Annotated in this window: 15 protein-coding genes; all 15 read left to right on the forward strand. The window is 47.8% G+C overall.

The window, feature by feature from the left end; all coding sequences use genetic code 11:
- Nucleotides 1-23: 23 nt before the first annotated feature.
- The 15 genes from ilvD to CWM47_RS27735 all read left to right on the forward strand — a co-directional run bounded on the left by ilvD (nucleotide 24) and on the right by CWM47_RS27735 (nucleotide 18,032).
- Complete coding sequence (ilvD, locus tag CWM47_RS27665; protein ID WP_100994083.1) at nucleotides 24-1,724, forward strand: dihydroxy-acid dehydratase; 1,701 nt, start codon at nucleotides 24-26, stop codon at nucleotides 1,722-1,724.
- Between the two features lie 71 nt (nucleotides 1,725-1,795).
- On the forward strand, nucleotides 1,796-3,562 hold the full coding sequence (gene ilvB, locus CWM47_RS27670) for a biosynthetic-type acetolactate synthase large subunit (protein ID WP_100991856.1): 1,767 nt from the start codon (nucleotides 1,796-1,798) through the stop codon (nucleotides 3,560-3,562).
- A 1-nt stretch (nucleotide 3,563) separates the two neighbouring features.
- Nucleotides 3,564-4,097 (forward strand): acetolactate synthase small subunit, encoded by a 534-nt coding sequence (gene ilvN / locus CWM47_RS27675; RefSeq protein WP_100991857.1) that lies wholly within the window; start codon nucleotides 3,564-3,566, stop codon nucleotides 4,095-4,097.
- Nucleotides 4,098-4,138: 41 nt separating this feature from the next.
- Complete coding sequence (ilvC, locus tag CWM47_RS27680; RefSeq protein WP_100991858.1) at nucleotides 4,139-5,182, forward strand: ketol-acid reductoisomerase; 1,044 nt, start codon at nucleotides 4,139-4,141, stop codon at nucleotides 5,180-5,182.
- A gap of 126 nt (nucleotides 5,183-5,308) precedes the next feature.
- On the forward strand, nucleotides 5,309-6,583 hold the full coding sequence (ilvA, locus tag CWM47_RS27685) for a threonine ammonia-lyase (protein ID WP_100991859.1): 1,275 nt from the start codon (nucleotides 5,309-5,311) through the stop codon (nucleotides 6,581-6,583).
- A gap of 12 nt (nucleotides 6,584-6,595) precedes the next feature.
- Nucleotides 6,596-6,913, forward strand: a complete 318-nt coding sequence (locus CWM47_RS27690) for a nucleotidyltransferase family protein (protein WP_100991860.1) — start codon at nucleotides 6,596-6,598, stop codon at nucleotides 6,911-6,913.
- Nucleotides 6,914-6,926: 13 nt separating this feature from the next.
- Nucleotides 6,927-7,253: a HepT-like ribonuclease domain-containing protein gene (locus tag CWM47_RS27695; RefSeq protein ID WP_262512028.1), complete on the forward strand. Its 327-nt coding sequence runs from the start codon at nucleotides 6,927-6,929 to the stop codon at nucleotides 7,251-7,253.
- Between the two features lie 12 nt (nucleotides 7,254-7,265).
- Nucleotides 7,266-8,126: a helix-turn-helix transcriptional regulator gene (locus CWM47_RS27700; protein WP_100991862.1), complete on the forward strand. Its 861-nt coding sequence runs from the start codon at nucleotides 7,266-7,268 to the stop codon at nucleotides 8,124-8,126.
- A gap of 114 nt (nucleotides 8,127-8,240) precedes the next feature.
- The gene (locus tag CWM47_RS27705) at nucleotides 8,241-10,598 is read left to right on the forward strand and encodes an outer membrane protein assembly factor BamB family protein (protein WP_100991863.1); all 2,358 of its coding nucleotides are present in this window, start codon (nucleotides 8,241-8,243) and stop codon (nucleotides 10,596-10,598) included.
- A gap of 302 nt (nucleotides 10,599-10,900) precedes the next feature.
- The gene (leuC, locus tag CWM47_RS27710) at nucleotides 10,901-12,310 is read left to right on the forward strand and encodes a 3-isopropylmalate dehydratase large subunit (protein WP_100991864.1); all 1,410 of its coding nucleotides are present in this window, start codon (nucleotides 10,901-10,903) and stop codon (nucleotides 12,308-12,310) included.
- A gap of 95 nt (nucleotides 12,311-12,405) precedes the next feature.
- The gene (gene leuD / locus CWM47_RS27715; RefSeq protein ID WP_100991865.1) at nucleotides 12,406-13,017 is read left to right on the forward strand and encodes a 3-isopropylmalate dehydratase small subunit; all 612 of its coding nucleotides are present in this window, start codon (nucleotides 12,406-12,408) and stop codon (nucleotides 13,015-13,017) included.
- Between the two features lie 121 nt (nucleotides 13,018-13,138).
- Nucleotides 13,139-14,659 (forward strand): alpha-isopropylmalate synthase regulatory domain-containing protein, encoded by a 1,521-nt coding sequence (locus tag CWM47_RS27720; protein ID WP_100991866.1) that lies wholly within the window; start codon nucleotides 13,139-13,141, stop codon nucleotides 14,657-14,659.
- Between the two features lie 80 nt (nucleotides 14,660-14,739).
- The gene (locus CWM47_RS27725) at nucleotides 14,740-15,438 is read left to right on the forward strand and encodes a class I SAM-dependent methyltransferase (protein ID WP_100991867.1); all 699 of its coding nucleotides are present in this window, start codon (nucleotides 14,740-14,742) and stop codon (nucleotides 15,436-15,438) included.
- A 119-nt stretch (nucleotides 15,439-15,557) separates the two neighbouring features.
- Nucleotides 15,558-16,634 (forward strand): 3-isopropylmalate dehydrogenase, encoded by a 1,077-nt coding sequence (leuB, locus tag CWM47_RS27730; protein ID WP_100991868.1) that lies wholly within the window; start codon nucleotides 15,558-15,560, stop codon nucleotides 16,632-16,634.
- A gap of 258 nt (nucleotides 16,635-16,892) precedes the next feature.
- The gene (locus CWM47_RS27735) at nucleotides 16,893-18,032 is read left to right on the forward strand and encodes a 2-isopropylmalate synthase (RefSeq protein WP_100991869.1); all 1,140 of its coding nucleotides are present in this window, start codon (nucleotides 16,893-16,895) and stop codon (nucleotides 18,030-18,032) included.
- Nucleotides 18,033-18,095: the final 63 nt, after the last annotated feature.

Below are 18,095 nucleotides of genomic sequence, written 5' to 3' on the forward strand. Positions count from 1 at the left end.
CGAAATTTCGCTAAATGTTAATTATGATTACTGAACAGCCAACTACCGAATTAAACCGTTTCAGCCGTACGCTAACTCAGGAGGTAAGCAACCCAGCCGCCAAAGCCATGCTCTACGGAGTTGGTTTAAGTGAGGATGATATGCAAAAGCCCCAGATTGGTATTGCCAGCACAGGTTATGAAGGCAACACCTGTAACATGCACCTAAATGGTCTGTCCGTTTATGTAAAGCAGGGTATTCAGGCGAACGGGCTGGTTGGACTGATCTTCAATACAATTGGCGTATCGGATGGTATGACTAACGGTAACGATGGTATGCGGTATTCATTACCAAGTCGTGACCTCATTGCCGATTCAATTGAGTCGGTAGTTGCGGCTCAGTGGTATGACGGCGTTGTGACAGTAGTTGGTTGCGACAAAAATATGCCAGGCGCTATTATGGCTATGGCTCGCCTTGACCGGCCGGGTATCATGGTCTACGGTGGCACCATTCGGTCGGGCCATTATAAAGGACAGAAATTAGACATCGTTTCGGCGTTTGAAGCGCTGGGAAAAAAATACGCGGGCAATATTTCCGACGAAGATTACGAAGGGGTCATCAAAAACTCAATTCCGGGTGCGGGTGCCTGTGGTGGTATGTACACGGCCAACACAATGGCCAGCAGCATCGAAGCAATGGGCCTGAGCCTTCCCTTCAGCAGCAGTTATCCGGCCACACACGTTGGCAAGCAGGAAGAGTGCAAAAAAATTGGTGCCGCCATGCGCGTGTTGCTCGAACGCAACATTACCCCGGCTGACATTATCACCCGCAAATCGCTCGAAAACGCGCTGACGGTTGTAATGGCGCTGGGTGGCTCCACCAACGCAGTATTGCACTATTTGGCTATCGCCCGTGCAGCAGGCATTGAATTGACCCTTGATGAGATTCAGGCGATTAGCGATCGGGTTCCTTTCCTGGCCGATCTGAAGCCAAGCGGCAAGTATTACATGGAGGATATGCTCGAAATTGGGGGCGTTCCAGCCGTAATGAAATACCTCTACCAGAACGGTATGCTGTATGGCGACTGCCTTACGGTAACCGGCAAAACGATCGCCGAAAATTTAGAAGACGCACCTGATCTGGACTTCGACAAACAGAGCATTGTTCGCCCGCTAAGCAACCCAATTAAAGCAACCGGCCATATTCAGATTATGCGGGGCAACCTGTCGCCAACGGGTTCTGTTGCAAAGATTACGGGTAAAGAAGGTATGCGTTTCGATGGAACCGCAAAAGTGTGTGAGCACGAGGGCGAAGTAATCGACGCCTTGCAAAAAGGTGAAATTTTACCCGGTCAGGTGATTGTTATTCGTAATGCTGGCCCTAAAGGCGGACCGGGTATGAGCGAAATGCTGAAACCAACCTCGGCCATTATGGGCGCGGGCCTGGGTGATAAAGTGGCGCTTATTACCGACGGACGTTTTTCGGGAGGTACCCACGGTTTTGTAGTAGGTCACGTTACACCCGAAGCATTTGACGGTGGTCCTATTGCGCTGGTGCATGACGGCGACCGGATCACGATTGACGCCACCACGCGCGAACTCATCCTGCACATTTCGGACGAAGAAATGGCGCAACGTAAAAGCGAATGGAAGCAACCCGCTCCCCCATTCACGAAAGGTGTATTGGGCAAATACATTCGCAGCGTAAAATCGGCGAGTGAAGGCTGTGTAACGGACGAAGCATAGGAATCGGAATCACAAGCGAAGAGTTACAGTAAATCAACAAACTGAATACGACATTAAATTGACCATACATCATGGAAGCAATCGCCAGTATTAAACCGGAAACCGCTCACGCAGTGGACGCTGCCCCAGCGCTTGCTCCGGCCCCTACATACATCAACGGCTCGCACGCCCTGATGAAAGCCCTGTTGGCCGAAGGCGTCGATACCATTTTTGGCTACCCCGGCGGTGCCATCATGCCCGTATATGATGCTCTTTACGACTACCAGGACCAAATAAACCACATTCTGGTACGTCATGAACAAGGTGCCGGTCATGCTGCCCAGGGCTATGCCCGCGTAACTGGCCGGGCTGGTATCTGCCTTGTTACATCGGGTCCGGGAGCAACCAATCTGGTAACGGCTATTGCCGATGCCCTGATTGATTCCACTCCCCTGGTTTGTATTGTGGGTCAGGTTGGTAAAAAACTCCTGGGTACCGATGCGTTTCAGGAAGCCGATGTAATGGGCGTTACCATGCCGATTACGAAATGGAATTACCAGATCACAGACGCCGATGAAGTTCCTGAAATTCTGTCGAAAGCCTTCTATATCGCACAGTCTGGCCGTCCGGGTCCTGTTCTGATCGATATGACCAAAAGTGCGCAACTGGAGCTTATGACCAAGCCTTATGTATACCAACGCTGCCAGAGTCTGGTGAGCTATCGGCCACGGCGCATACCAAAACAGGAGCAAGTCGAAACCGCAGCAAGCCTGATCAATTCGGCGAAACGCCCGTATATATTTGCCGGTCATGGTGTGCAAATTGCCAAAGCGGAAGCCGAACTGATTGAATTTGCGGAGAAAACGGGAATTCCGGTAGCAACAACGTTGCTGGGGCAATCAACTATTTCAACCAATCACCCACTATACGTTGGCTGGCTGGGTATGCACGGCAACTACGGTCCAAACGTGATGACCGATCAGGCCGATGTGATTATTGCCATTGGTATGCGCTTCGATGACCGCGTAACGGGCGATGCCAGCAAATACATAAAACAGGCGAAGGTCATTCACATTGAAATCGACCCATCGGAAATTGACAAGATCATCCGGGCCGATGCACCCGTTGTTGGCGATGCCAAAGAAGTCCTCAAAGCCTTGCTGCCACTCGTGAAACCGAATGACCACACAGTTTGGCGCAACGAGTTCAGAAAATACGATGCGATCGAGAATGAAACCATTACGGTTCCAGAACTGACGAGCTTGGATGGGAAAATCAGGATGGCCGAGGTGATCGACATGCTGTCGAAGAAGACCAAAGGCGAAGCTATTCTGGTAACAGACGTGGGTCAACACCAGATGATGGCGTCCCGTTATTATCAGTTTCGCAAACCAAACAGTCTCGTTACGTCGGGCGGAATGGGCACGATGGGCTTTGCCTTACCAGCAGCCTTTGGTGCACAGGTGGGCGCCCCCGACCGGCAGGTTGTAGCCATCATTGGCGATGGTTGTTTCCAGATGACGTTGCAGGAGCTGGGCACCATTGTGCAGAATAAGCAGCCAGTGAAGGCGATTATTCTGAATAACAACTTTCTAGGTATGGTGCGCCAGTGGCAGCAACTGTTCCACGAACGACGTTATTCGTTCGTAGAACTGCAAAATCCCGACTTTATTACCATTGCCCGTGGCTTTGGCATGGACGGGCAAACCTGCGACCAACGGGATAATCTCTCCGACGCGCTCGACACGCTACTGGCTCATGAAGGACCATTCCTGCTCGAAGTGATTGTCGAGAAAGAAGAGAACGTATTTCCGATGGTGCCCGCCGGAGCCAGTGTTTCGCAGATTAGACTTAAATAAAATGACTACCTACACGATCTGCATATTCACGGAAAACACAATCGGGTTGCTGAACCGCATCACGATTATTTTCACCCGTCGACGCATCAACATTGAAAGCCTGACTGTTTCGGAAACGGAACGGAAAGGGGTATCCCGGTTCACGATTGTTATTAAGCACGAATCGCGCGAGGAAGTCGAAAAACTCGTTCGCCAGATCCGTAAAATCGTGGAAGTCATGGCCGTATTCGGTTATCTCAACGATGAGATCGTTTACAATGAGATTGCCTTATTCAAGATTTCTACCCCCTTGGGCAGTAAATCCCTTGATGTTGAGACTATTAATAAAGAATACAAAGCCTGGGTCGTTTACTGGGGCCTTGACTACGTTGTTATCGAGAAAACCGGGAACGACACAGAGATTTTTGAGTTTTTCGGTTATCTCAAGAAGTACGAAATACTGGAATTTGTTCGCTCGGGCCGTGTAGCCGTCGGAAAGACAGAAAAGGGCCTGGTCGAGTACCTGCCCGAGTCTGAATGGGCGTATTATTTATAACCAATCACAATCCTACAATACGAGTACAAAACCAATTAAACATGGCAACGATTAATTTCGGAGGAGTTGAGGAACAAGTTGTAACACGGGAAGAATTTCCGTTAGAAAAAGCACGTGAGGTGCTGGCCAATGAAACCATTGCTGTTATCGGCTATGGTGTACAAGGCCCCGGCCAGTCGTTAAATATGCGCGATAATGGCTTTAACGTTATCGTTGGACAACGCAAAGGCAAAACATATGACAAAGCCGTCGCTGATGGCTGGGTTCCCGGCGAAACCTTGTTTGAAATCGGAGAAGCGTTAGAAAAAGGAACGATCATCTGTTTCCTGCTCTCCGATGCTGCTCAAATTGAACTGTGGCCAACGGTAAAAGCAGCACTGGTACCAGGCAAATCATTGTACTTCTCACACGGTTTCGGTATTACCTATAAAGAAAAAACCGGTATCGTTCCACCAGCCGATGTCGATGTATTCCTGGTTGCCCCTAAAGGCTCAGGTACTTCGCTACGTCGGTTATTTGTTGAAGGAAAAGGCTTGAATTCGAGCTTTGCCGTATATCAGGATGCATCGGGCAACGCCCGCACCAAAGCTATTGCAATGGGCATCGGTGTAGGTTCGGGCTATCTGTTCGAAACCGATTTCTACAAAGAAGTAACGTCTGACCTAACCGGCGAACGCGGTACATTGATGGGTGCAATTCAGGGCATTTTTGCCGCTCAGTATGATGTACTTCGTGCAAATGGCCACAGCCCTTCCGAAGCTTTCAACGAAACGGTTGAAGAACTAACCCAGTCGCTAATGCCACTGGTTGCCGAAAATGGTATGGACTGGATGTATGCCAACTGCTCGACGACTGCCCAACGCGGTGCCCTCGATTGGTGGAAACCTTTCCGCGATGCATCGAAGCCTGTTTTCGAGCAATTGTACAACTCGGTAAAATCGCAGGAGCAGGCCGAAATCAGCATCACACGCAACTCGCAGCCCGACTACCGCGAAAAACTCGAAGTAGAACTGGCCGAACTGCGTGAATCTGAAATGTGGCAGGCTGGTAAAGCCGTTCGGTCACTGCGTCCGGAACGTAGCTAGTTCTCTTCAGTAATTAAGTTAATAGGTTATTGGTTATTGAATTATTGACTGCCCGTTAATAATTCAATAACCAATAACCTATTAACGTTTTCAGCGCCCTATGCGTTGTTTACTTAACTTTACGTTATGAGCACTGTAGTAAAAGGAGAGAAGAAGTTTATGTTCCCTGACCTCGACAACATTTATCTGGCTGCCGAGCGGCTTCGGGGCGTGGCTACACATACACCACTTCAGGAAAACATTAATCTATCAGACCGTTACGGGGCAAAGATTTTCCTCAAACGTGAGGACTTACAGGTCGTTCGATCTTACAAAATTCGGGGAGCTTACAACAAAATGGCGAGCTTACCCACCGAATCGCTGGCCAAAGGAGTTGTTTGCGCCAGTGCCGGAAACCACGCGCAGGGACTAGCTTATGCCTGCCGGAAAATGGCCGTTCATGGCACTATTTTCATGCCAACGACCACGCCGAACCAAAAAGTAAAACAGGTAAAGCTGTTCGGTAAAGAGTTTGTGGAGGTCGTTCTCATTGGCGACACCTACGACGATGCATACCATGCCGCTATGGAATTTGTCGACACCCACGAAAGCATCTTTGTACACCCCTTCGATGATGTGCAGGTGATGGAAGGACAAGGCACGGTTGGGCTGGAGATTTTTAAAGACTCTAATTTCAAGATCGACTACCTGCTCATGGCCATTGGCGGAGGAGGTTTAGCGTCGGGCGTTTCGACGGTTTTCAAACAACTAAGTCCCAAAACGAAACTTATTGGCGTTGAACCATTAGGTTCGCCATCTATGAAAGTGGCAATGGAACAAGGCCATGTCGTTACACTCGACAAAATTGATAAATTCGTTGACGGAGCCGCCGTAAAGCGGGTTGGCGATACTACGTTTGAGATATGCCAACAAAACCTCGACCGTGTTGTACTCGTACCCGAAGGAAAAGTTTGCACAACCATTCTGCAACTTTATAACGAAGAAGCCATTGTAGCTGAGCCAGCCGGAGCGCTATCCATTGCTGCGCTGGATTTTCTGAAAGACGAAATCAAAGGCAAAAACGTCGTGTGCCTGGTTGGTGGCGGCAATAATGACATTACCCGCACCGAAGAAATTAAAGAACGGTCACTTTTATACGAGGGACTGAAACACTACTTCATTATCCGTTTTCCGCAACGGGCCGGTGCCTTTAAAGACTTTCTCAATGTCTTGGGGCCCAATGATGACATCAGTCGTTTCGAGTATGCAAAGAAAACGAACCGCGAAACGGGCCCCGCTGTTGTTGGCATTGAACTCAAGAACCGCGAGGATTTCGAGCCACTCATTCAGCGTATGAACGATCAAAACATCGTGTTTGAGTACCTGAACGACCAACCCGACTTGTTTCAGTTTTTGGTGTAACTTAGCGACGTTATGATCACAGCCGTTCAAAATAAACAGCAAGCCTTCGAGCGTATTCAGTCACACCAATCGGCACTGAAGCAGCTTGGTGCTGCACGTTTAGGCTTATTCGGGTCTTTTGTGCGTAATGAGCAACAAATAGATAGTGATGTCGATCTAGTTGTTGAGTTTGAACCTGGACAGAAAAAACTACATAATTTTCTGGACATGGCTGATTACCTTGAAGAAGTAATGGCTCGTAAGGTTGATTTACTTACTTGGGAAGGAATGGCAGAGTTAGTCCGAAAACACGTCGCCAATGAAGTTGAATACGTCGCCTTGACTGATTGACTTCCTAAAGCACATTCAGTCCGAGCTTAGCTATATCATTAGTACAACTGCTACTATGGATTTAGATAGTTTATTAGCCGACGAAACAAAAAGTCGCGCTGTTACTCATAGTCTGCTAATTATTGGTGAAGCTTGCAAACGTGTACCTGATGAGTTTCGATTCAATCACGCAGAATTTGACTGGCGTGGGTTTGCAGGGTTACGAGATAGACTTATTCACCAGTATTGGGGTATTGATCAAACGCTTTTCTGGGAGGCTATCACAGTTGATGTACCTGTCAATAAAGAATGGATTGACGTGATAATTGAGCAAGAGTTAGTAAAACTTTCTGGCAAATAGGCGTACTAATCCATGCTCCGTGTCCCCTCCTCTATCCAGGCCAATCAATTTCAGTCTCTGAACATTCAGCGGCCCGACGGCTCCGAAATGACGTTTGTTGCCTACCGCAGTGACGTATATCCCGAACGGAACGAGGTCTTTTTTGAAGAACACGCCGTTATTGTTGTATTGGAAGGCGAAAAGAAATTCAGCTCACCCACGCAGGAACTACACGTCCATAAAGGGCAGATCCTGTTCTTCCAGCGGGGTTGCTACTCAATGAACGAATCCATCGACGCCAACTACAAAAGCCTAGTCTTTTTCGTCAATGAGAAATCATTGAAAGAGTTTGTCAGCCAGCACCTGAATCTGTTTAAAAGCAGTCAAACGCTCCTTCCCAACGACCCAATTCTTTCATTCACGTCGTCGCCCACATTCGCGACCTTTATTGATTCGCTATTACCTTATTTCGGTGCCAGAAGCGCCATTTTGAACGAGTTATTACGACTGAAATCGCAGGAATTATTGCTTCATCTGCTCGAACTCGACACCTCAGACCACCTCCGGGCCATACTCTGGCACATCTACCAGGGTCAGAAAACAGACCTCGATTACCTGATGAGTACGTACTTCCTCAAACCCTTATCTATGAGCGAGTTGGCACGCTTATCGGGCCGTAGCCTATCGGGATTCAAGCGTGAGTTTGAAGAACACTTTCATACCTCCCCCGGCTATTGGGTACGCCAGAAACGACTTGAACACGCCCATTTTCTCTTACGTAACACCGACAAAAACGTCTCGGAAGTCAGTATGGAGATTGGCTACGAGAGCGTGTCGCACTTCATTAAAGCCTATAAGCAGCAGTACGGCGCAACGCCGAAACGAGTGGCTTAAACGCGTTATATAATTCCAAAAACTATTGGTAGCCGTATAGCGTTACCAGATTCGGTATATTCACTCTTGGGATTTCTTTTCTATACGTATGGACTCTACCGTAATCCTGATCGTATGAAAATTGTAACCCTTCTCGCTGGGCTGGTTGTTCATCTGCTTTTTTGCTCTTCGCTATCAGCCCAACAGCAGCCAGCGCAAAAAAACGCGTTGACTGATAATATAAGCGTTTTTACAAAAAAACAGGTTGAAGTAGGATCTACGCTGTTTTCAACACATTGTGCCGCCTGTCATGGTCGTGATTTACGCGGTACAGAAGGCGGCAATGCGTTGGTTGGAGACCGTTTTGTTGCTAAGTGGAAAGACAAATCGGTAGGGCAACTGTTCGATTTAACCAAATCGAGCATGCCTAAGACAAACCCTCACTCACTGGATGATGCGTCGTACTCGTCGCTAATAGCGTATATCCTGAATGCCAATGGCTTTCCAGAGGGCGATGTTGCCTTGCCCACCAGCAAAGAGAAATTGAAAGCGATACCCATTGGCACTCCTCCTGCCTCATCGAGAGTGAGTATGCAGTTCAAGCCCGCGGAATACAAGGCGAAATCAACTACGATTGAAGGAGACTGGCGGCAGCATCGGGGCGACTTTGCCAGTTCAAACTATTCGTCGCTAGACCAGATCAATAAAGACAATGCAAAAAACTTAAAAGTAGCCTGGCGATGGAAAACCGACAATTTCGGTGCCAGCCCGGAGTTTTATTTCAAGTCTACCCCCCTGATGGTGAATGGCATCTTGTATACCACGGCTGGTTTAAGCCGAACGGTAGCTGCCATAGATGCCGAAAACGGGGAAACACTCTGGACATTCCGATTCGACGAAAAAGAGCGCAAAACATACGTACCTCGCCAGAACTCTGGCCGGGGAGTAGCCTACTGGACGTCGTCCGACAAAGGTAAAGACCGGGTCATTTACATTACACCAAGTTTTCAATTAGTTGCCCTAGACGCGCAAACCGGGCATTTGATCTCCGATTTTGGTGATAACGGAATCGTAGATTTAAAAAAGGGACTCGATCAGTCCGTTGATCCAATTACGACAACTATCGGTTCTACTTCTCCCCCCATTATTGTCAATGATGTCATTATTATGGGTGCAAGTTTTCCGGTGGGTTTGGCTCCTGTCTCGAAAAAGCAGGCCAGAGGAGATATCATGGGTTATGATGTGAGAACCGGGAAACAACTCTGGATTTTTCATACCATACCCCAACAAGGCGAAGCAGGTAACGAAACTTGGGAAAAGGACAGTTGGCAATACACCGGAAACGCCGGAGCCTGGGCACCCCTAACGGCAGACCCGGAATTGGGCTATGTGTATTTGCCACTGGAAGCCGCAACGGGTGATTTCTACGGTGGGCATCGCCCCGGCAATAATTTGTTTTCGCAGAGTCTGGTTTGTCTGGATGCCAAAACGGGTAAAAAAGTCTGGCATTATCAATTGATTCACCACGACATCTGGGATTATGACCTACCAGCGCCACCCATTCTGGCTAATATTACCGTTGATGGGAAGGCCATAAAGGCGGTTGTTCAGGTTACCAAACAGGCCTTTGCCTTTGTCTTTGATCGGGTTACGGGCAAACCCGTTTGGCCCATTGAGGAACGGCCCGTACCCCAGAGTGATGTAAAAGGCGAATGGACCTCGCCCACGCAGCCTTTCCCGACAAGACCAGCCCCCTTCGACCGGCAAGGGTATTCAGATGATATTCTGGTAGACTTTACACCGGAGTTAAAAAAAGCGGCCTTAAAAATTGTCAGCCACTATAAAAAGGGCCCCCTTTATACGCCCATTAGTAAATACGACCCGCCTAACAACTTAGGTACGCTTATGCTCCCCGATGCCGTTGGCGGTGCCAACTGGCAGGGCGGTGTGCTTGACCCTGAGACAGGGATGCTGTATGTGTCGTCCAGTACGGTTATTCGGCCAATGAGTCTGGAGGCAGCTCCCGCTATATCCGACATGGATTATGTGGCCTATATGGGTAACGCCCGCATCGGCCCGTATGGGTTGCCACTGGTAAAACCGCCTTATGGACGAATTACAGCCATTGACCTGAATACCGGCGATCATAAGTGGATGATACCCAATGCCGATACGCCGAGTTGGGTGAATGATGTTCCGGCCCTAAAAAGTATAAAAATTCCCCGAACTGGCTTGCCGGACCGGGTAGGTATGCTGGTAACAAAGACTCTGTTGTTTGCCGGAGAAGGCGCGGGTCTCTACGGTTCCGATGGTGGTGGTGGCAATAAATTTAGAGCATACGACAAAGCAACGGGCAAGATTATTTCGGAGATCGCCTTACCCGCCAATCAGGCTGGCTTACCCATGACATATTCCATTAACGGTAAGCAATACATTGTTGTATCAGTTGGGGCTATTGGCCATCCGGGGGAGTTGGTGGCGCTATCGCTTTAATAATTGTATCAGACAGCAGACAGCATCCCTGCTGTCTGGCCGTTAGGCAAAAACGTTAGTTACTGATAAATTCATAATTCGCCTACTTAGTTTCATCGGCCAGCCAGACAGAAGGGATGCTGTCTGATACAAATACGGTTTTACAACCAAACAAACATTTTGGACTAAAATCGCTATTTACTGGACGAATGCCGGGATGCATCAGTCAAATAGATTTATCAATTTTGTAGCCACCTCTCCCTATCCCTGCGATAGCCAGAAAGTACTAAGAAACATACAGTTACTAGTTACCCTCTATAGTTATGAGTACCCCAACAACCCTGTTTGATAAAGTCTGGGATGCACACGTCATCCGGCAAGTTAAAGATGGCCCGGACGTGCTATTCATCGACCGCCATTTTATTCACGAAGTAACGAGCCCGGTGGCGTTTTTGGGTCTCGAAGGTCGTGGCGCAACGGTACTGTTTCCCGAACGCACCTTTGCTACTGCCGATCACAACACCCCAACGCTCAACCAGCACTTACCCGTTGCCGACCCAATGTCGGCCAACCAGTTGGCGGCACTGGAGCGTAATGCCGCTCATTATGGCATTTCACATTGGGGTCTTGGTCACATCAAAAACGGTATCGTACACGTAGTTGGCCCCGAAAACGGGATTACATTACCCGGTATGACTATCGTTTGTGGTGACTCGCACACCTCAACACACGGCGCGTTTGGCGCTATTGCGTTCGGTATTGGTACGTCGGAAGTAGAAATGGTTCTGGCAACCCAGTGCATCATGCAACCGAAACCAAAGAAAATGCGGATTACCGTTAATGGAAAGCCGGGCAAAGCGGTACTACCCAAAGACGTGATTCTATACATCATTTCGCAAACTTCTGCCAGCGGAGCCACAGGATACTTTGTGGAATATGCCGGCGAAGTATTTGAGAATATGAGCATGGAAGGCCGTATGACGGTTTGTAACATGACCATCGAGATGGGTGCACGGGGCGGTATGATTGCTCCTGACCAAACCACGCTCGACTACCTGAAAGGCCGCGAACTGTCGCCTAAAGGTGAACAGTGGAACAAACTCGTTCCGTACTGGCTATCGCTCAAAACCGATGAAGGCGCTACGTTCGATCTGGATCTAACCTTCGACGCAGCCGATATTGAGCCACAGATTACCTACGGAACAAATCCAGGTCTGGGTACCGGTGTTACGCACCAGATTCCAACCGCCGACAGTGTGAAAGACGGTTCGGCTAGTTATAAAAAATCGCTTCAATACATGGGCTTCGCCGAAAACGAATCCATGATTGGCAAACCCGTCGATTTTGTATTCCTGGGCAGTTGCACCAATGGCCGGATTGAAGACTTTCGGGCGTTTGCGTCGATTGTGAAAGGTCGCCAAAAAGCCGACAACATTACGGCCTGGTTAGTACCGGGGTCGCACATTGTTGAGAAACAAATTCAGGAAGAAGGCATTCTGGACGTCCTGACGCAGGCTGGTTTCGAATTGCGTCAGCCGGGTTGTTCGGCTTGTCTGGCTATGAATGAAGACAAGGTTCCAGCGGGCAAATACGCTGTTTCTACCTCAAACCGCAACTTCGAAGGTCGTCAGGGGCCAGGCGCACGCACGCTGTTGGCAAGTCCGCTGGTAGCAGCCGCTGCCGCCGTTACGGGCGTAGTAACCGATCCAAGAGGTTTAATGGAAAATGCGTAATGAATAATGTGAAATGATGGCTTCTCTGACAGGGGCCAGGTTTCACATTACTCGATCATTGTTCATTATTCATCATACATTTTCCATTCATCAAAATGGCTTACGACAAATTCACCATACTCCGTAGCAGTGCCGTTCCCATGCCCAACGAGAACGTCGACACTGATCAAATTATACCTGCCCGTTTCCTAAAAGCCACTGAGCGCAAAGGATTTGGCGACAACCTTTTCCGCGATTGGCGGTATAACAACGACGATACGCCTAAAGCCGATTTCGTTCTGAACAATCCGACCTATTCGAGCGAAGGGTCGCCCCGAAAAATCCTGGTGGGTGGTAAAAACTTTGGCAGCGGGTCGAGCCGCGAACACGCAGCCTGGGCTATTTATGATTACGGCTTTCGTTGTGTTGTATCGAGCTTCTTTGCCGATATTTTCCAGGCGAACTCCATCAACGTCGGCATCCTGCCGGTTCGGGTTAGCCCTGAGTTTCTGGAGAAGATCTTCGCAGCCATCGAAGCCGATCCAACGACCGAACTGGAAGTGAATTTACCAGCACAAACGATCACGCTGCTGGCTACTGGCGAGAGCGAAAGCTTTGCGATCAACGAATACAAGAAGCACAACCTCACCAACGGCTACGATGACATCGACTATCTATTGTCGATGAAGGAAGAAATCGGAGCCTACGCCGAAACGAGACCATTCTAAAGAGCGAAAGAATGAAAGAGTGAATGAGTGAAAGACTGGCTGTGGCAAAAAATTAATTTATGTACTGGCTACCCTTTTACTCATTCGCTCTTTCACTCATTCACTCTTTCGCTCTTTACCTATGAAACGTCGCTACATTGAAATTATGGACACGACACTCCGCGATGGTGAACAAACCAGTGGAGTGTCGTTTTCTGCATCTGAAAAGCTGGCTCTTGCTCAGCTACTCCTCACCGAAGTTAAAGTAGATCGAGTTGAAATTGCTTCGGCACGGGTATCTGCTGGTGAATTGGAAGCCGTTCAGCAAATTACCCGCTGGGCCGCCAGCGTTGGCTTACTGGAAAAAATTGAAGTGCTGACGTTTGTTGATGGGAATGCCTCCCTCGACTGGATGCAGGCTGCTGGCGCCAGAGTGATGAACCTGCTCACCAAAGGCTCACTCAATCACCTGACTCACCAGCTCAAAAAAACGCCTGACGAACACTTTGCCGAGATAAAACAGGTTATCAGCGAAGCTGGCAAAGTAGGCGTGCAGGCCAATGTGTACTTGGAAGACTGGAGCAACGGTATGCGTAACTCGCCCGATTATGTATTCCAGTTTCTTGATTTTCTTCAAACGCAGCCTATTCGGCGTGTATTGTTGCCAGATACCCTGGGTATATTGACGCCCAGCGAATCCTACACCTTTGTACTTCAGCTTGTAAGTCGCTATCCGGGCCTGCACTTCGACTTTCATGCCCATAATGATTACGACCTCAGCATCGCTAATGTGATGGAGGCCATCCGGGCAGGAGCGCACGGTATACACTTAACCGTTAACGGTCTGGGCGAACGGGCAGGAAATGCGCCTTTGGCGAGTGCTATTGCTGTTCTGCGCGATTTTATGCCGGATATACGCACCGGTGTTGTCGAAAAATCTCTCTATACGGTCAGCAAGATCGTTGAGACGTTTTCTGGGCTTCGGATTCCCGATAACAAGCCTGTAGTTGGCGATAACGTATTTACCCAAACGGCGGGTATTCACGCCGATGGTGACAAGAAAAACAACCTGTATTTCAACGCCCTGTTACCCGAGCGTTTTGGCCGTAAACGCAGCTATGCGCTCGGAAAAATGTCTGGTAAAGCCAACATTGATAATAACCTTCGCGAGTTAGGTATTCAATTGTCGGAAGATGACCTCAAAAAAGTAACCCAGCGTGTTATTGAACTAGGCGACCAGAAAGAAGCCGTTACACGCGAAGATTTACCATACATTATTGCCGATGTATTAAATACAAACGCCGTGACTTCGTGTGTTGAAGTACTTAACTACGTACTTACGCATTCCAAGGATCTTAAGCCTTCGGCCACACTCCGCGTACGAATTGCGGATGAACAGTTTGAGGAAAATGCACAGGGTGATGGGCAATACGACGCCTTTATGAATGCGCTGAAGAAGGTGTATAGTAAAAAGAAACTGACGCTACCCATTCTGACCGATTATGCTGTTCGAATTCCAACAGGCGGCCGAACAGATGCCCTTTGCGAAACAATTATTACCTGGAAATACAACAACCGGGAGTTCAAAACCCGGGGACTCGATTCCGACCAAACCGTGTCGGCGATCAAGGCAACCCAAAAAATGCTGAATACCCTGGACTAAAAATGATAATTCGTTTAATAACTTCGTGCTTTATAACGAGCGCATAGAACGTTATCACGTATAATTTGTCTTTCAAATTTATGAGTCAGGCTAAACAAACGGCAGAAAAGGTAGAATACAACGGGGCTGATAACCTGGCCATGATGAGCCATGCCATTAATTATAATGGTGGTCTCTTTAAGTGGGTGTCGAGCAATGTTCGCCCCGGCCAGGAAGCTATATTGGATTTCGGCGCCGGTAACGGCGAGTATGCCAACCGTTTCCCGATAGGCAGTGTTGATGCAGCTGAGATTGACCCGGAGCTTTTACCCTTAATCAAGCAACCCGTTTATACGGACATCAGCACCCTGACAAAAAAATACGATTTGATTTATACGATCAACGTACTGGAGCACATTGAACACCACGGTGAAATTGTAAAAGAACTATTTACAAAGCTAAAGCCAGGTGGCCGGATTAAAGTGTTCGTTCCTGCCCGGCAGGAAATTTTCAGTAATATGGATGAACACGTGGGCCACTATCGGCGCTACGACAAAAAACTGGTTCGTCAAATTCTTGAAGAAGCCGGACTACATGTTACGGATTGCCGGTATTATGACTTCGCCGGATACTTTATTTCACTTATTTACAAATGGCTTGGTAAAGATGGTCGAATCACAAAAGACTCTGTGATCTTTTATGACCGTATCATTTTTCCAGTAAGCCGAGTGTTCGATAAACTAACAGGTGGACAGGTTATTGGGAAAAATGTCATTGCCGAAGCCGTACGACCTAAATAAAGCATATCTCTTTTTGACTTAAAAACTAACGATTAAAATTCTGTTTAGCTCACCCCCTGTAAAGAGCGACTTGCGGGCCTTTGTGCGCAAGCCTTTCCTTTACTCTTTTGTCTCTTAAAATGAAAAAACACATTGTAGTTATTGCCGGTGATGGTATCGGTCAGGAAGTAACAGCGGTTGGCAAACAGGTGCTGGAAGCCATTGCAAAAAAATACAATCACGAGTTCACCTACGACACCGCGCTGATTGGTCACGAGGCTATTGAAGCAACCGGCAACCCCATCCCCGACGAAACTGTTACCAAATCTAAAGCGTCTGACGCTATTCTGTTCGGCGCTGTTGGGCACCCAAAATACGATAATGACCCTTCGGCTAAAGTTCGGCCTGAGCAGGGATTGTTGGGTATTCGCAAAGCATTGGGTTTATACGCTAACCTACGTCCCATTAAACTCTTTGATGAACTGCTGAGTGCTTCAAGTATCAAACCTGAGATTCTGAAGGGAGCTGATATTCTGTTTTTCCGCGAACTAACCGGTGATGTTTATTTTGGCGAAAGAGGTCGTAAAGACGACGGGAACACAGCTTATGACACAATGATCTACAGCCGTTATGAAGTGGAACGGATTGTGATCAAAGCGTTTGATGCCGCTATGACCCGGCGCAAAAAATTATGTTCAGTCGATAAAGCCAACGTGCTGGAATCGTCGCGTTTATGGCGTGAAGTGGTACAGGAAATTGCGCCACGTTATCCGGAGGTAGAAGTAGAACATCAGTTTGTCGATGCCGCAGCTATGCTACTCATCAAAGATCCCAAGCGTTTCGACGTGGTAGTAACGGGCAATCTTTTTGGTGATATTTTGACAGACGAAGCGAGTCAAATTGCCGGTTCTATGGGTATGCTTGCATCTGCTTCAATTGGCGATACAACTGGGCTTTATGAGCCTATTCATGGTTCAGCTCATGATATTACAGGCAAAGGAGTTGCTAACCCACTGGCATCAATTTTATCGGTAGCCCTGATGTTAGATATCTCGTTCGGTATGAAAGCAGAAGCCGAAGCGGTCGTTAACGCGGTTGACTCTGTCCTCAAAGCAGGTTTCCGTACCCGCGATATTGCTGATGCATCTACTCCATCCGATAAACTTTTGGGTACCAAAGACATGGGTGACCAAGTTTTACAGCATTTGGCCGCTTAAAAACTAATTTATTTTACGAATTGAATTTAATTTCTGGTTTGTAAAATTAGTAGAAACGCTTATTTTTGTAGCGTATTTACGCGAACAGCGAAATTTCGCAAGCATTCCAATGAACAATTCCTTACCCAACCGACTGCAAAAATTGTACGTTTTTTAAGACGGAGAGGGATACACTATAGGTAAAAGCCCTTTCTCTGTCTGGAGAGAGGGCTTTTTTCATAATCAACGAATCATTTCTATTTCAATCAATACCAAGTTATGAGCCAGCGAGTTTACATTTTTGATACTACTCTGCGCGACGGAGAACAAGTGCCGGGCTGCCAGTTAACCACTGAGGAGAAAATTGTAGTAGCGAAAGAACTGGAGCGCATGGGCGTTGATGTTATTGAAGCAGGTTTCCCGATTTCAAGCCCTGGAGATTTTCGCTCAGTCGTTGAGATATCAAAAGCAGTGCTTGAGCCTACTATTTGTGCCCTTAGTCGTGCCGTGAAAGGCGATATAGATGCCGCTGGTGAAGCGCTTAAATGGGCGAAACGCGGGCGTATTCACACCGGAATTGGCTCATCGGATATTCACATCCGGAATAAATTCTCCAGTACACGGGAGAAAATTCTGGAACAGGCTATAGCGGCTGTCAAACATGCTAAAACGTATGTAGAAGATGTTGAGTTTTATGCCGAAGATGCTGGCCGTGCTGATTTGGTTTTTCTGGCTCAATTAACGGAAGCCGTTATTAAAGCGGGTGCCACAGTCGTAAATATTCCGGATACAACTGGTTATTGCCTGCCCGACGAGTACGGGCGTAAAATAGCCTATATCTATGAGCATGTCTCTAATGTTCATCAGGCTACTATATCAATCCATTGCCATAACGATTTGGGCTTAGCTACGGCAAACACGCTGGCGGGCGTTATGAACGGCGCACGGCAGGTTGAAGTGACCATGAATGGCATTGGCGAACGAGCCGGGAATACATCGCTAGAAGAGGTGGTTATGGCGTTAAAAGTTAAAAAAGAGTTAGGCTTTCATACTAATATTGATGCAACGCGACTCTTTCCGGTTAGCAATCTGGTTTCGCAGATGATGCGAATGCCTGTACAGGCCAACAAAGCTATTGTAGGCCGCAATGCTTTCGCCCATTCATCAGGCATTCATCAGGATGGCTTTTTGAAGCACTCCGAGAACTACGAAATCATGAATCCTCATGATGTGGGTGTTCCTAAATCATCTATCGTTCTTACAGCACGCAGTGGTCGACATGCGTTAAAACATCGGCTTGAACTGCTCGGTTTCCGCTACGATAAGCCAACACTTGATGGTATCTACAATCGTTTCCTGGATATGGCAGATATCAGAAAAGAAGTAAATGATAAAGATTTAATGGAGTTAGTACGTTAACAAAATGGCCCGTCGGAAAAGGGCCTTTTTTGTTCTATCTTCGGGTATGAACAAAACCGTTAA

This window comes from Spirosoma pollinicola, from assembly GCF_002831565.1.
Taxonomy (GTDB): domain Bacteria; phylum Bacteroidota; class Bacteroidia; order Cytophagales; family Spirosomataceae; genus Spirosoma; species Spirosoma pollinicola.